The organism is Flavobacterium sp. (genome assembly GCF_027490375.1).
GTDB lineage: Bacteria > Bacteroidota > Bacteroidia > Flavobacteriales > Flavobacteriaceae > Flavobacterium.
Genome location: NZ_JAIXYH010000073.1, coordinates 21965 through 36628, shown reverse-complemented (window position 1 = coordinate 36628; position 14664 = coordinate 21965). Strand labels below are relative to the sequence as shown.

The window sequence follows — 14664 nt, the reverse complement described above, 5'->3', positions numbered from 1 at the left end:
ATTAAATTAGAAGTTTAACTGGATTCCGAATGACATGATTTTAGCATTAGGATACGCCCATCTGTATGCAGATCCTGGAAGTGTAGCAGTGCTTTCCAATCCCATGAAACCAACTTCTGGGTCACCCTTAAAGTTTGTCCATGTATGTAAGTTTTGCCCTTGGAAATAAACTCTAAACTTATCGATAGGGAATTTACCAAAGGTTTCTTTACCAAATGTATAGCCGATGTTTAATGTTCTGAAACGGATAAAATCACCTTTTTGTAAGAACTGATCTGTTCCTTCGATTGGACGAATTGTTCCGTTTGTATTTATTGGGTTTGGCAATACATTTGTTTGTCCTGGCGTAGTCCAGAAATTTGCTGCCTCAACACGCATATTTTGGTTTGCGTAGTTTGAAGGATCTGTAAGAACAAGTTCTGCTACATTATAGATGTAGTTACCGCCTTGGTAAGCGAAATCTGCAGATACATCGAAATTCTTGTAATTAATAGAAGTACCAAAACCACCATAGTAAGTTGGAATCGGAGACTTTCCATCAAGTATTACAGCATCATTAGCATCGTAACGATTGGTCACTTCTCCATCCGCTGTTAAGTACAAAGGCTCACCATTAGCTGGGTTTACACCTGCGTAACGAACCAAAAAGTAGTTATTAAGTGTGTTTCCAACAACGTTACGGGTATCACCATTTGTATCAGGAAGGAATTCAAGACCGTTAATATCCTGAATTTCATTATCTATAGTAGTTATGTTACCGTAGATATTCCAAGAAAAATCTTTCGCTTTTAAAATGGTTGCATCCATAGTTACCTCGAAACCTCTGTTTAAGAATTTACCAGCGTTGATTGTTCTTCCGTAAGAACCACCTTCAACTGGAAGGTTGTCGGCAAAGTAAAAGTCAGAACGTGTGTCATAAAAGTAGTCAGCTACAATATTAAGACGACGCTTCAAGAAGCTCATTTCGACACCTACGTTTCTACTGATTCGGGAAGCCCAACCTAAAGTTGGAGATGAATAATTCAAAGATGGAGCTGCACCGTTTAAGTTGTTGTAAGTCGGGAAAATAACATTTGTAGTTGGATATGTTTGTCCAATACCCGTGATCACACCGCTTTCTCCATAAGATACTCTCAACTTCAAGTTGTCGAAAATCTTACTTCCTTGCATAAATTTCTCATTAATAATGTTCCATCCCAAAGAGATCGCAGGGAAGTTACCGTATCTTCTGTCAACACCGAAGAAACTACTTCCGTCTCTTCTAGTAGCTAATGTTACGGAGTAGCGATTATCGTAAGAGTAGTTAAAGTTGATACCACCCCCAGTAAATAGGAAATCAGAGCGATCAGTACTAGCTTCAACTGGTGTACCACCTAAAGATTGTACTTGTAAAAATGAATTCGGATAACCTGTAGATCCTAATGAGTAACTATAAGTATTACCTTGGTTTAATTCAGTAAACAAGGTTACGGCAATTTCATGCTTTTCCGCGAATGTTTTAGAATATGACAAGGTATTAATCCAAGTAAATTCCAAATCATCAGAACCAGCATCATCTTTTGACCCGGTTGCGACACCAAAAGCAGATGCGATATTTGAACCTGGAACCACAAATGTTTCTGAAACGGCTCTATTGTAATTAGCAGACCATTCCGACTTGAAGTTCAAACCTTTAATAAATAAATCATTTACCCCGGCATTTACACCACCGAAAATTCTAAATTGACGTGTGGTGATAAAATAGTTATCGTAAATATCGAAATACGAGAAGTTATTTGGTAAACCAGCGCTGTTGTAAAGTGGATTGCCATTTGCGTCGCGTACTAAAGTACCATCATCGTTCGTTTGAAAAACCGGAATAATTGGCACAGAACCATAAGCTGTAAAAACAGGAGAAAGCACGTTAAATGATTCTCTTGGACGGTCGTCGCTCTGATAAGACATCGCTACGTTTGCTCCGACAAACATGCCATGTTTCAATTTTTGATCAACTTTAATACGACCTGTAAGACGCTCTTGTCCATTCCAAGGACGAACCAAACCGTCGTTACTGTCTGTTACGAAAGAGGCAAGGAAATTTGTATCTGCATCTGCGCTAGTAACTTGAAATTGCGTTGAGCGGATTGTACCTTCTCTGAAAATTTCATTTTCCCAAGAAGTTCCGTTTGCAATCAAGATCGCTTGCTGTTGTGGTGTTCTTGCAGGAATCGAAGTAATTCCAGCTGCGCGATATTTTTCTCCTAATGCCAAATATTGACGAGCGTTCATTACCGCAAAGTTATCATCCACTCGTTCTGATCTACCATAACTACTGTTGATCGAAAAGCTTGTACGACCTTCTCTACCTTTTTTAGTTGTAATTACAATTACACCATTACCTCCTCTAGAACCATAGAGGGCTGCTGAGGCAGCATCCTTCAGAACCACCTGCGTTTCAATATCAGCAGGATTAATCGCGGTCATTTCGGTAGCATTCATATAAATACCATCAACTACGTACAGCGGATTAGAAGATCCATCTGGACCATTTACACCTCGAATTACAACTCTAGCAGCCTGTCCTGGACGACCAGAAGCAGCAACTACTTGAACACCTGCAACTTTACCTTGCAAAGCATTGTCTATGGAAACGACGCTGGAGAATTTTTCCAACTCTTTACCTGAGATTACTGCTGTAGCAGAATTTACTTTATTCTTACTCGTGTTTACGAATCCGTAGTCAATGACAACGTCTTGAAGAATCTCTGCAGATTCTTTCATGGTTACATTAATTGTAGACGCGTTACCTACCTTAATTTCTTGGGTAGCTAATCCAGTAAAAGAGAAAACTAAAGTTTGCCCCGTCGCTGCTTGGATAGAATAGTTTCCATCAAAATCTGTTACGGCTGTTTTCTTCGTCTCCTTCACAATAACATTTGCTCCGGGAAGCGGCATAGGTCCCTCAGAGACTGTACCCTTAATGGTTCGTTCCTGCGAATAAGCAAACTGAAGAGAAAATCCGATCAGTAATGTCAGAAACCACTTTAATCTTGATTTCATATTTAATTAATTTGAATTAGTTATTCCGCAAACTTCATAATAATTTCTTAATTACACAACATAAAGCCTTTTATTGCGAAAAATTAACTTATTTCCAAGCTAAGGTTCATAATTTTGAATAACTATGTTAACAAGAGTATATTTAAAAAAAAGGTTGCGCTCTATGAAGTTTTTTAACATTTTAAAGCTCTTATTCAATTAGTTATGCTAAAATCAAATCATTTAAGCCATCTTCTTGAAGCTGGTATCGATGAAGCTGGAAGAGGTTGTCTTGCTGGACCTGTAACAGCAGCGGCGGTAATTCTGCCTCCACAATTCGAGAGTAAATTATTGAACGATTCTAAAAAATTAACCGCTAATCAGCGATTTCAACTGCGTGAGATCATCGAAAAAGAAGCCATAGCCTTCGCAGTTGCCTGGGCAAGCGTCGAAGAAATTGAAGCATTCAATATCCTGAACGCATCGATATTAGCCATGCATCGAGCCATAGAAAACCTTGCTGTTGAACCTCAACACCTATTAATTGATGGCAACCGATTTAAAAAATATAAAGACATTCCTCATAAAACCATTATAAAAGGGGATGCGACATACATGAATATCGCAGCGGCTTCTATCTTAGCTAAAACCTATCGAGACGACTATATGCAACAAGCCGCAAAGGCCTATCCAGAATACGACTGGCACAAAAACATGGGATATCCAACCCCGAAACATCGACAAGGAATTCGCGACTTTGGGATTACTGAGCATCACCGAAAAACCTTCCAACTACTGCCCGACCCAGAACTTCCTCTTAATTGGTAACGATTTCGGCTTCGAAATACTGCTGGAAAAATTTCAAAAACAAGGCTTTTACTTCTTCTATAGGAACCTGAGTAACTCCTAGTTCGTTTTGCAAAGAGGTAACACCTTTACCTCTAATTCCACAAGGAATGATGTGATCGAAATAACCTACATCGACATTTACGTTCAAGGCAAAACCGTGCATGGTAACCCAACGCGAAGCTCGAACTCCCATGGCACAGATTTTCCGCGCAAATTTAGTGTCGGGATCGAGCCATACGCCTGTTTCACCCGACGATCGTTGTCCTTTTAAACCGTAATGTCCGATAACAGCGATTACTGCTTCTTCCAACAAACGTAAGTACTTGTGAATATCTGTGAAGAAGTTCTCCAAATCTAAAATCGGATAACCAACCAGTTGCCCCGGACCGTGATAGGTGATGTCGCCTCCCCGATTAATCTTATAAAATGTAGCTCCAATTCGAGTTAATTGCTCTTCCGACAACAGTAAATTTTCAAAATCACCACTTTTGCCTAAAGTATACACATGCGGATGTTCCACAAATAACAACTGATTTCTCGTAGGTTGATAGACTCCTGAACGATTTGCTAATTTTTGCGAAACGATTTGCTGAAAAATCTGCTCCTGTAAATCCCATGTTTCCTTGTAATCTTTCGAACCTAAATCGGTTAATAGAACTTTTTTGTTTTGGAGTACTTGCATGCTGCAAAGTTACGAATCCTAATTCATTCTGTTTTTGACGATAATGCTTTTGAAAAATTAGCTACTTTTCTATTAAATTTTAACACTTGTAATATTGCAATATTACCTCGTATAAGATATTGATTTAAAATATTTTAAATCCAAAAAAAACACAAGAAAAAAATAACTTTCTAACAAGTTTCACAATACGCTTCCTAGCAACGATTGCCGCGGCCGTGATGGTAGTGGAAATAAAGCCGCAACCGTGCCGTGTGCGGGCGTTTTGAGACCAGCGACCAAAGGAAGCTGACTCGAAAAACAGCCCAAACCGGTACGGCAAGGCGGTATTGCAACGAACAGCGCGAAAAGCCGCCCTGATAAAACAGACAATCCAATTGAAAATGAATCAATTACCCTAAAGATTTTACTACTCAATTTATCCGTGCTTTGGGTTTTGCAGCCGCGAGCTTAAAAGCTATCTTTGCAAAAAATTTATTCCATGCTTTCAGAACAGGAAATACTTCGCAGAGAAGCACTACAAGAACTTAAAAAGCTAAATATCGATCCGTTTCCAGCGGCGGCCTTTCACACCAACGCTTACGCGGAAGAAATCCTTAATAACTACGACGCCCTGGCGGGGAAAGAAGTAACCATTGCCGGTCGTTTGATGGGTAAACGCATCATGGGGAAGGCATCGTTTGCAGAACTTAAAGATGCGACAGGACGTATTCAAGTATACATTTCTCGAGATGATATTTCGACTGATGAAGCCGCTAATGCCTATAACGTAGTCTTTAAACGCTTACTGGATTTAGGAGATTTCATCGGAATAAAAGGAACTGTTTTTAAAACGCAGGTAGGTGAGATTTCGGTACATGCTACTGAGCTGACCGTTCTTTCAAAAGCACTTCGCCCGTTGCCGGTGGTTAAAACCGACGCCGATGGAAAAGTACACGATGCCTTTAGCGATGCCGAATTGCGGTACCGCAGAAGATACGTTGATTTAACCGTAAACGATCACGTTAAAGAAACCTTCATTAAGCGCACAAAACTTTTTAATGCGATGCGCAGTTTCTTTAACGAAAAAGGATATTTAGAAGTAGAAACTCCTATTTTACAACCTATCCCAGGTGGGGCTGCCGCACGACCGTTTATTACGCACCACAATGCACTTGATGTGCCACTGTACATGCGTATTGCAAACGAGTTGTACTTAAAGCGACTCATTGTGGGCGGTTTTGAGGGAGTTTACGAATTTTCGAAGAATTTCCGGAACGAAGGAATGGACCGTACGCACAATCCGGAGTTTACCGCTATGGAAATTTACGTAGCCTACAAAGACTACAATTGGATGATGTCGTTTACCGAAAAATTACTCGAGCATTGTGCGATTGCGGTTAACGGAACTACAAAAACGACTTTCAACGGTATGGATGTCGATTTTAAGGCGCCGTACCCGCGAATTAGCATGCGCGATGCCATTTTGAAATTTACCCAATTTGATATTTCTGGAAAATCGGAGCAAGAATTATACGAGGCTGCCAAAAGTATGGGTATTGAAGTGGATGGCACCATGGGTAAAGGAAAACTGATCGACGAAATTTTTGGCGCGTTTTGCGAAGGGAATTTTATTCAACCTACATTTATTACGGATTATCCGATTGAGATGTCGCCGCTGTGCAAAAAACACCGCGAAAATCCGGAGTTGACTGAGCGTTTTGAGTTGATGGTTTGTGGAAAAGAAATTGCCAATGCCTATTCGGAATTAAACGACCCGATTGATCAGCGTGAGCGCTTCGAAGAGCAACTGCGTTTGGCTGAAAAAGGCGATGTGGAAGCAACACAATTTATCGACGAAGATTTTCTACGAGCTTTGGAGTACGGCATGCCTCCTACTTCAGGTTTGGGAATAGGTATGGATCGACTAATCATGTTCTTAACCGACAATACTTCGATTCAGGAAGTGCTTTTCTTTCCGCAAATGCGTCCTGAAAAACAGAAAAAAACTATTGAATTGCACATTGAAGAGCAGCATCTTTTAGACCTGCTACAACAAGCGGAAGGGAAGTTGCTTATTTCTGAATTGAAAGGAAAAGCGGAATTGTCTGGCAAAAAATGGGATCAATACACCAAGAACTTAACGAAGTTAGGTTTAATTGGTGTAGTTACTGAAGGAGAAGAAAAATACTTTGAATTAAAAGCTGAACATTAAACCTTTTGAAAATGAAATCGTCATAGACATATATTTAATTTTTAAGCAGATGAAAAAACTATTGATGATTGCGATTGTACTTACGAGTTTCGTAGGCTTCGCTCAAGAGAAAGAAGTTAAAACCCGCAAAGCGCCGCTAACACCCGAGCAACGCACCGAATTGCGTGTTAAGGAATTGACATTGCAGCTCGATCTAACTGCCGCTCAGCAAAAGGAGATTAAACAAGTTTTCCTTGAAGCGGAAAAGAAAAGAGAAGCTACTCGCGAAGAATTAATCGCTAAAAGAAAGTCGGGCGTAAAGCCAACCGAGCAAGATCGTTTCGACATGAAGAACAAAATCCTTGACGAAAAAATTGCGCTTCGCGACCAAATGAAAAAGATTCTAAAACCGGAACAATTTGCCAAGTGGGAAGCAACGCGCGACAAAAGAGCGGATAAGATGGAGAAAAAACTGTCAGACCGACGTAGAGGAAAAAATGCAGAACCTGCACTAAATGAGCCACAAGATTAATTGTATCTAAAATAATTTCTTTAGATTTGGCTTTCTTTAAATCGAAAAACGTTATGAAAAAACTTGCATTACTTAGCTTTATGATGTTCTCCCTAGCAGGAATGGCACAAAAAGCAGCACCAATAGTAACAAAACTAGCTACTAGTCAAACGGCAACTTCAAAAGGTGTAGATATTAAAAAAGTTGAATCTAATCTTGCGGAAATGACTTCTGTACTATCTCTTACAGAACCGCAAAAAGAAATGTTCAAAGAACTTTTTACTACCAAATACCGTCTTTTAAATGAAGCTGCGGGTGCTAGTGACGAACGTAAAGAAATTATCTATCAAACCATTGCGAGAAAACTAGAAGCTTCTCTTCCAAACGACCAGTATGAGAAGTTGAAAGCAAACCAGCAAGTATTCCATAATTTAACTCATTAAAAAAGGCGGTCGATTGACCGCCTTTTTTGTTTCATATCGCCATAAAACAGCTTTTTGTTACATCTCTGCCGCGACTTTCTTCGCCGCCGTAATCGTATAATCTAAATCTTCGTACGTTAAAGCGTCGGTTAAAAACCAACTTTCGTAAGCCGAAGGTGCAATGTAAACGCCTTCCTGCAGCATGCCGTGAAAGAACTTTTTGAACCACTCGTTATCGCCGAGCTTTGCAGTGGCAAAATCAACAACACTTTCCTTGGCGAAGTGAATTGAAATCATCGATCCAACCCGATTTATAGTAAACGGAATCGCAGTTTCTGAAAATGCCTCACGCAAGCCGTTTTCTAAATACGCACATTTCTCCTCGAGCCTTTTAAACAACTCGGCATCGGAATTAATTGCACGCAGCATCGTTAGTCCAGCAACCATAGCCAACGGATTGCCCGACAATGTTCCGGCTTGGTACACTGGTCCAACTGGTGCTAAAAAATCCATGATTTCCCGACGAGCTGCAAATGCACCTACGGGCAAACCGCCGCCAATTACTTTTCCAAAGCAACAAATATCGGCCGTTATACCGTATAACTCTTGTACGCCTCCTTTAGCTAATCGAAAGCCCGTCATTACCTCATCGAAAATCAACAGCGTATTATTCTCCGAACAAATGTCGCGCAAAAACTGTAAAAATCCTGCTGCAGGAGGAATGCAACCCATATTACCCGCCACCGGCTCCACAATTAGTGCGGCAATTTCATTCGGATTGGCCGCAAACAATTCGCGAACACTGGCTTCATCGTTGTATGTTGCCAATAGCGTATCTTGTGCTGTTCCAGCGGTTACACCCGGACTGTTTGGCATACCAAACGTACTAGCACCACTGCCGGCTTGAATTAAAAACGAATCGGAATGCCCGTGATAACAGCCCGCAAATTTTATAATCTTGTTTCTCGAAGTAAAACCGCGCGCCAAACGAATAGCACTCATACAAGCCTCTGTTCCGGAATTTACAAACCGAATTTTATCGATACCTGGAACCATTGCAATGGCTAGTTTCGCGATTTCAGTTTCAATTTCCGTGGGCATTCCAAACGAAGTTCCCGATTTTGCTTTTTCAATCACAGCTTCCACTACGGGCTCGTAGGCATGTCCTAAGATCATCGGTCCCCACGAGTTAATATAATCAATCAATCGGTTACCATCTTCATCATACAGATAAGCGCCTTTTGCCGATTTAACAAAAATCGGATGTCCGCCAACCGCTTTAAATGCTCGTACCGGAGAGTTTACACCTCCCGGAATATACTGTTGCGCTTCAATAAATAAAGCACTACTCCTTTTGTATTCCATTATTTGATTTTAATTTTTTGTCCGACAGCAATCGCATTGTCTGCCAAATTATTTTTTGATTTTAATTCCTCAACACTGAGTCCGAACCGCTTTGAAATCGAATACAACGTATCGCCTTTTTGCACTTCATAATAATCGCTGTCGCTGTAGGCAATCGATTCGCTAGGTGCCTGGTTCGGAATGTAATTTTTACCTAAAACAGCCGCATCGTATTGCGCCAACTCGTACCGTTCTATATACGAAATTAACTTCTCTGGGTATTTCGGATCGGTGGCATAACCTGCATTTTTTAAGCCGCGTGCCCAAGCTTCGTAATCGTTCTTCTCTAATTGAAATAACGAAGCATAGCGTTGTCTTCCTGTCAGGAAAACGGCATGATCCCGATACGATTCACTGGCATCATTGTATTTTCTGAAACACTCTTGCTCACTGTCGTCGTCGTGACGAACACTCTCGCCGGTCCAATCTTTATGACATTTAATTCCGAAATGATTGTTGGCTTCAACCGCCAGCCGACCTCTACCCGCTCCCGACTCCAAAATTCCTTGAGCCAAGATTATACTCGCCGGAATACCGTAAGTACGCATGTTCGACATGGCAACGTCTTTGAAATCGTTCACGTACGATTGCACTACTTCGGTGTACACCACAGTATTTGATGTCGATACAATGGTTTCCGTTTTCTTCGAATTATTTGGTTTAGTGGTTTGCGACTGGTTTGAAGTACTCTGAGCAACCGGCTTTGTTTTCACGGTTTTGATCTTCGGTTCCGTTTTGGTGGTTCGCACTAAATTTTGTTTCGATTTGCAGCTGGTTGCTAAAAATAAAACAGCTACTAAAGCCAGTAAATACTTCATAATTCAGTTTGTATTTCTAAGAGTCCATTTGCTTTCAAACGTGCATTCATGCCAGAAATTGCTTGCAATCCGCCAGTGTGAATGGCTAAAATTTTTGCCCCGTCTTTAAAAAATCCGTTTTGTACTAAATCGCCTAAACCGAACATCATTTTTCCGGTGTAAATCGGATCGAGTAAAAAACCGTTTTGTTTGTAAAAATCGTTGATAAAGTGTACTAATTCGGGCGGGCATTTCGCGTAACCGCCGCAATGATACTGCTCAAAAAGCCGGCATCGCTTTGCATCGGCAAAAGTAAAAAAATCGCTGTCAGTTAGTGCGCCTTTCAAAGCAGAAAAAACGAGTAATTGTTGTTGTGGAAACAAGGCATGCGACAAACCGGCCGCTGTGATTCCAGTTCCGAGCGATACGGCAATGTAATCGTACGTCGAATCGGATTCCGATAAAATTTCCCGACACCCGTGCACGCCCCATTCGTTGGCACCGCCTTCCGGAATGATGAAATCGGTTGGCGCAGCTTTAAACGGCAGTTGCTTTTGAGAATAAATTTCGCGCGACACAAACTGCAGCTGCATGCCACAACTTTCGGCAAAGCGCAAGGTGGCGTTGCGCTCTTGAAATTCGAGTTCTTCGCCACGAATGATTCCAACCGACTCAAAACCAGCAGATTTACACGCATACGCACAAGCAGCAATATGGTTTGAAAACGCACCCCCAAAGGTTACAATACGCTTTGCACCCATTTTTGAAGCGGCTTCTAAATTATACTTTAGCTTAAAAAACTTATTGCCAGAAACCACCGGATGCCACAAATCGAGTCGCTTCATCGATACCGAAACGCGATCGCATCCCGGTAAAAAAACACACTGATTTTTTATTTCTGTAGGAAGAAAAGCCATCAGTGCAAAGATAAACGCCTAGGCAAGAACAACTGTTTCTATTTTGGTAATTTTTTGGGCGGCATTTCGCGCCTTACACTACTAGGCCACAGCCAAAAACGCTGCTTTTGTAGTTGCTTAGCGTGGCTTCTTGGGTCGCCCGCTCGCTGCCACAAAAGCTAGCGTTTTTGGCTGCGGGCTATTCGTTGCACTCGCGGCCGCGGCGGAAGTGCTCGAGGAAAAACGAATTACCAGGCACCCTCACCCCCGCACAAGGGATGGCAACGAAAATACAAGCTTTTTGGCGCGATTGAAGCCCGGATTTGGCTGGCGACCAACGGAAGCCCAACCAAATACGTAGGCTGAAACTGCGCCAAAACGCGTGTATTGCAGTGAACAGCCCGACCTGCCGCTGCACCAACTTCCACTAAATTCGGCGGCAGGATGGGCACGGAAAATAGAAAAAAGCGAAAAAAGCGAAAAAAGCGAAAAAAGCGAAAAAATGGAAAGAATGGAAAGAATGGAAAGAATGGAAAGAATGGAAAGAATGGAAAGAATGGAAAGAATGGAAAGAATGGAAAAAAGGGGGAAAGTAATAGAGGCTAAAAGCTAAATACTGATTGCTAAACGCTAAAAGTTAACAGCTAACAACTACAAAAACACGCGCCAGGCGAACAGCTTTCGGGAATTGAGGTAAGTAGCGTCGTGTTCGAAAGTGTATGCTTCTTGTTCAAAACAAATGTAGCGGTACGCTTGATGGGCATTTCCGCGAAAACGGAACAGATTTCGCAAAAAATCGAGGGCATAAAACAAATAGAAAAACACAAAAAGCAGCTCTTTTTGTTGCCTGAAATGAATGCGCTCGTGCTGTAACAATACCTGATCTTGCGCATCGGCTGTGGTAGCCACAAAAATAAACGGATACAGCGCCAGCGCGCGAAACCGCTTCGAAAACAAAAACGGAGCTACAACAATCATTTGCTAAATGTTAAATCGGTTTACAAAGATGAGATTAAACCCGTAATTTTGTTAAGTCGTTATGCAACCAAATAAATTCCAAGAAGAAAAGCCCAAAGAAGGAGAAGATTACTATCTGACTCCCGAAGGCTATCGTTGTTTTACCGAAAAGTGGCACTTAAAGCGCGGTTATTGCTGCAAGAGCGGCTGTCGCCATTGTCCGTACGGATTCGACAAAAAAACAAACACCATCAGAAAAAAGAAATAAAAGCATGACTTTTAAAGAAGAAATTCTAGCCGGAATTCCCGACCAATTACCCGAATTAAAGGCGTACGATCCGAAAGTAAATCACGCGCCTAAACGAAAAGCCATTCTCAGCGAAGCCGAAACCAAATTGGCGTTACAAAATGCGTTACGCTATTTTAAACCCGAGCTTCACGCCGCGCTTTTACCCGAATTTAAAGCCGAACTCGAAACCTACGGACGTATTTATATGTACCGTTACCGGCCCGATTACGAAATTTACGCACGCTCGATATCCGATTATCCCGGACAATCCGAACAAGCCAAAGCTATTATGCTGATGATTCAGAACAATTTGGATCATGCTGTAGCGCAACATCCGCATGAGCTAATTACCTACGGCGGAAACGGCGGCGTGTTTAGCAACTGGGCGCAATACCGCCTAACCATGCAGTATTTGGCAACTATGACCGACGAGCAAACTTTGGTTATGTACAGCGGACATCCGATGGGCTTATTTCCCTCGCATAAAAACGCACCACGCGTAGTGGTTACTAACGGCATGATGATTCCGAACTACTCGAAACCCGACGATTGGGAACGTTTTAACGCACTGGGAGTTACACAATACGGACAAATGACCGCCGGATCGTATATGTATATCGGTCCGCAGGGTATTGTACACGGAACCACCATTACTGTTTTAAACGCCTTTCGAAAAATTGGCAAGAATCCGAGCGGCGGCTTGTTTGTTACCTCGGGCTTAGGCGGCATGAGCGGCGCACAGCCTAAAGCTGGTAACATTGCGGGCTGCGTAACGGTTTGTGCGGAAGTAAATCCGAAAATTACGCAAATCAGACACGAACAAAAGTGGGTTGACGAAATTTACAGCGATCTCGACGCCCTTGTTACCCGTGTTAAAGAAGCAAAAGCGGCCAAAGAAGCGGTGTCGCTTGCTTATTTAGGAAATGTGGTTGAAGTTTGGGAACGTTTTGACACGCAAGGTATTATGATTGATATTGGTTCTGATCAAACATCGTTACACAATCCGTGGGCGGGTGGCTATTATCCGGTAGGTTTGCGTTTTGAAGAAGCCAACGATTTGATGGCTAATGATCCTGAAACGTTTAAAGAACAGGTACGAAAGAGTTTGAAGCGACACGCTGCTGCCATAAACAAACACACAGCGCACGGAACGTACTTTTTTGATTACGGAAATGCTTTTTTATTGGAAGCAAGCAGAAGCGGCGCCGATATTATGGCAGAAAACGGCATCGATTTTAAATATCCGAGTTATGTGCAAGATATTATGGGGCCCATGTGCTTTGATTTTGGATTCGGTCCGTTTCGTTGGGTTTGCGCCAGCGGCAAAATGGAAGATTTGGATTTAACCGATCGAATTGCACTAGAAGTTTTACAGCGATTGGCCGCCAAAGCTCCTGCGGAAATCGCGCAACAAATGATGGATAACATTAAATGGATTGAAAGTGCCAAGGCAAACAACTTGGTTGTGGGTTCGAAAGCACGAATTTTATACGCCGATTCGGAAGGGCGAGTTGAAATAGCGGCAGCATTTAACCGAGCTATTGCCAAAGGAAAACTCGGACCGGTTATTTTGGGCCGCGATCATCACGACGTTTCCGGCACCGACTCACCCTACCGTGAAACTTCAAACATATACGACGGTTCCCGATTTACGGCCGATATGGCGATTCATAACGTAATAGGCGACAGTTTTAGAGGTGCCACTTGGGTATCGATACACAACGGCGGCGGTGTTGGCTGGGGCGAGGTGATAAACGGCGGCTTCGGTATGGTTCTTGATGGTACAGAAGAAGCAGCTAAACGATTGGAATCGATGCTGTTTTGGGACGTTAACAACGGTATTGCACGACGAAACTGGGCGCGAAATGAAAACGCTGTTTTTGCTATAAAACGCGCCATGGAAGCGCAACCCTTACTAAAAGTTACCATCCCAAATCTGGTAGATGAGCAGTTGCTAAAGTAAACAGTGGAAAAAGTTGGAAGCTTAAAAATCTTTCTATTCGCAAATGTACTTCTGGCTTTAGGTTGGCTAATCGATAGTCTGTACATTAAATACAGTTTACTGTTTACTTCGATATTGCTCAATGTAGTTGCCGCGTACACGAGTATTAAAGAAAAGAGAAGAAAATGAAAAAGGCTGTTTTTTTACTGATGGTGCTGATGCTTACGGTGGGATGCCGTAGCGTGCACGTTTCGGCAGATTTCGACAATAAAGTTGATTTTACTGCCTACAAAACCTACAATTTAATGACTGCTGAGATTGCTAAAGTTGCTATTTCAGACTTAGACAAGCGCCGCATAACATCCGCTATTGAAGAATCGTTGCAAAGCAAAGGTTTTACAAAATCGGATAATCCGGATGTTTTGGTAAATATTTTCACCAAAGAGCGCAAAGAAGTGAACGTCAACAACTGGAACGCCGGCTGGGGCTGGGGTTGGGGTTGGGGCTGGGGAGGTCCTTGGGGTTGGAATAATTATTCTGTAACTACCGACACCTACGGCACACTCTACATCGATGTGGTTGACGCTCGCAAACAAGAACTCGTTTGGCAAGGACAGGGCGACGGGCTGCTCGACTTGCACCCAAAACGAAAAGAAGCGAAAATCCGCGAATTTGTATCCGAAATCTTGGCGCAATATCCGCCACAACCAAAAAAATAAAAACATCT

Annotated in this window: 13 protein-coding genes; 7 read left to right on the top strand and 6 right to left on the bottom strand. The window is 42.2% G+C overall.

What is annotated here, in order from left to right; genetic code table 11:
* Positions 1-6: 6 nt before the first annotated feature.
* A complete protein-coding gene (locus tag Q0064_RS10895) occupies positions 7-3039 on the bottom strand; it encodes a SusC/RagA family TonB-linked outer membrane protein (protein WP_298148281.1) in 3033 nt (1010 codons plus the stop codon).
* 204 nt (positions 3040-3243) lie between these two features.
* Here Q0064_RS10895 and Q0064_RS10890 point away from each other — a divergent pair, with 204 nt between their 5' ends.
* Positions 3244-3846 (top strand): ribonuclease HII, encoded by a 603-nt coding sequence (locus Q0064_RS10890; RefSeq protein WP_298148280.1) that lies wholly within the window; start codon positions 3244-3246, stop codon positions 3844-3846.
* Here Q0064_RS10890 and lipB read toward each other — a convergent pair.
* Positions 3836-4549, bottom strand: coding sequence for a lipoyl(octanoyl) transferase LipB (lipB, locus tag Q0064_RS10885; protein WP_298148279.1), 714 nt, complete (start codon positions 4547-4549; stop codon positions 3836-3838). The genes Q0064_RS10890 and lipB overlap by 11 nt on opposite strands.
* A gap of 478 nt (positions 4550-5027) precedes the next feature.
* Here lipB and lysS point away from each other — a divergent pair, with 478 nt between their 5' ends.
* Genes lysS through Q0064_RS10870 form a run of 3 tightly spaced genes read left to right on the top strand, consistent with a single transcriptional unit; the run spans position 5028 to position 7673 of the window.
* Positions 5028-6740, top strand: a complete 1713-nt coding sequence (gene lysS, locus Q0064_RS10880; RefSeq protein ID WP_298148278.1) for a lysine--tRNA ligase — start codon at positions 5028-5030, stop codon at positions 6738-6740.
* 49 nt (positions 6741-6789) lie between these two features.
* Positions 6790-7251: a hypothetical protein gene (locus Q0064_RS10875; RefSeq protein WP_298148277.1), complete on the top strand. Its 462-nt coding sequence runs from the start codon at positions 6790-6792 to the stop codon at positions 7249-7251.
* A 53-nt stretch (positions 7252-7304) separates the two neighbouring features.
* Positions 7305-7673, top strand: coding sequence for a hypothetical protein (locus Q0064_RS10870; RefSeq protein WP_298148276.1), 369 nt, complete (start codon positions 7305-7307; stop codon positions 7671-7673).
* 57 nt (positions 7674-7730) lie between these two features.
* Here Q0064_RS10870 and hemL read toward each other — a convergent pair whose 3' ends face one another.
* The 4 genes from hemL to Q0064_RS10850 form a co-directional block, all read right to left on the bottom strand.
* Complete coding sequence (gene hemL, locus Q0064_RS10865; RefSeq protein WP_298148275.1) at positions 7731-9017, bottom strand: glutamate-1-semialdehyde 2,1-aminomutase; 1287 nt, start codon at positions 9015-9017, stop codon at positions 7731-7733.
* Complete coding sequence (locus Q0064_RS10860; RefSeq protein ID WP_298148307.1) at positions 9017-9877, bottom strand: glucosaminidase domain-containing protein; 861 nt, start codon at positions 9875-9877, stop codon at positions 9017-9019. Before Q0064_RS10860 ends, hemL begins: the two co-directional genes overlap by 1 nt.
* Positions 9871-10770 (bottom strand): pyridoxal-phosphate dependent enzyme, encoded by a 900-nt coding sequence (locus tag Q0064_RS10855; protein WP_298148274.1) that lies wholly within the window; start codon positions 10768-10770, stop codon positions 9871-9873. Before Q0064_RS10855 ends, Q0064_RS10860 begins: the two co-directional genes overlap by 7 nt.
* A 630-nt stretch (positions 10771-11400) precedes the next feature.
* Positions 11401-11727 (bottom strand): hypothetical protein, encoded by a 327-nt coding sequence (locus Q0064_RS10850; protein ID WP_298148273.1) that lies wholly within the window; start codon positions 11725-11727, stop codon positions 11401-11403.
* 61 nt (positions 11728-11788) lie between these two features.
* On the opposite strand from Q0064_RS10850, the gene Q0064_RS10845 reads away from it, so the two are divergent.
* From Q0064_RS10845 to Q0064_RS10835, 3 genes are all read left to right on the top strand, one after another.
* Entirely contained in the window at positions 11789-11974 is a 186-nt protein-coding gene (locus Q0064_RS10845) for a DUF5522 domain-containing protein (protein WP_298148271.1), read from the top strand.
* 4 nt (positions 11975-11978) lie between these two features.
* A complete protein-coding gene (locus tag Q0064_RS10840; protein ID WP_298148269.1) occupies positions 11979-13958 on the top strand; it encodes a urocanate hydratase in 1980 nt (659 codons plus the stop codon).
* Between the two features lie 164 nt (positions 13959-14122).
* Positions 14123-14656, top strand: coding sequence for a DUF4136 domain-containing protein (locus tag Q0064_RS10835; protein ID WP_094486476.1), 534 nt, complete (start codon positions 14123-14125; stop codon positions 14654-14656).
* Positions 14657-14664 lie beyond the last annotated feature (8 nt).

Coding starts and splice junctions, on each gene's coding strand:
- Q0064_RS10895 (WP_298148281.1), bottom strand. CDS start 3,039: ATGAAATCAAGATTAAAGTGGTTTCTGACATTACTGATCGGATTTTCT.
- Q0064_RS10890 (WP_298148280.1), top strand. CDS start 3,244: ATGCTAAAATCAAATCATTTAAGCCATCTTCTTGAAGCTGGTATCGAT.
- lipB (WP_298148279.1), bottom strand. CDS start 4,549: ATGCAAGTACTCCAAAACAAAAAAGTTCTATTAACCGATTTAGGTTCG.
- lysS (WP_298148278.1), top strand. CDS start 5,028: ATGCTTTCAGAACAGGAAATACTTCGCAGAGAAGCACTACAAGAACTT.
- Q0064_RS10875 (WP_298148277.1), top strand. CDS start 6,790: ATGAAAAAACTATTGATGATTGCGATTGTACTTACGAGTTTCGTAGGC.
- Q0064_RS10870 (WP_298148276.1), top strand. CDS start 7,305: ATGAAAAAACTTGCATTACTTAGCTTTATGATGTTCTCCCTAGCAGGA.
- hemL (WP_298148275.1), bottom strand. CDS start 9,017: ATGGAATACAAAAGGAGTAGTGCTTTATTTATTGAAGCGCAACAGTAT.
- Q0064_RS10855 (WP_298148274.1), bottom strand. CDS start 10,770: ATGGCTTTTCTTCCTACAGAAATAAAAAATCAGTGTGTTTTTTTACCG.
- Q0064_RS10850 (WP_298148273.1), bottom strand. CDS start 11,727: ATGATTGTTGTAGCTCCGTTTTTGTTTTCGAAGCGGTTTCGCGCGCTG.
- Q0064_RS10845 (WP_298148271.1), top strand. CDS start 11,789: ATGCAACCAAATAAATTCCAAGAAGAAAAGCCCAAAGAAGGAGAAGAT.
- Q0064_RS10840 (WP_298148269.1), top strand. CDS start 11,979: ATGACTTTTAAAGAAGAAATTCTAGCCGGAATTCCCGACCAATTACCC.
- Q0064_RS10835 (WP_094486476.1), top strand. CDS start 14,123: ATGAAAAAGGCTGTTTTTTTACTGATGGTGCTGATGCTTACGGTGGGA.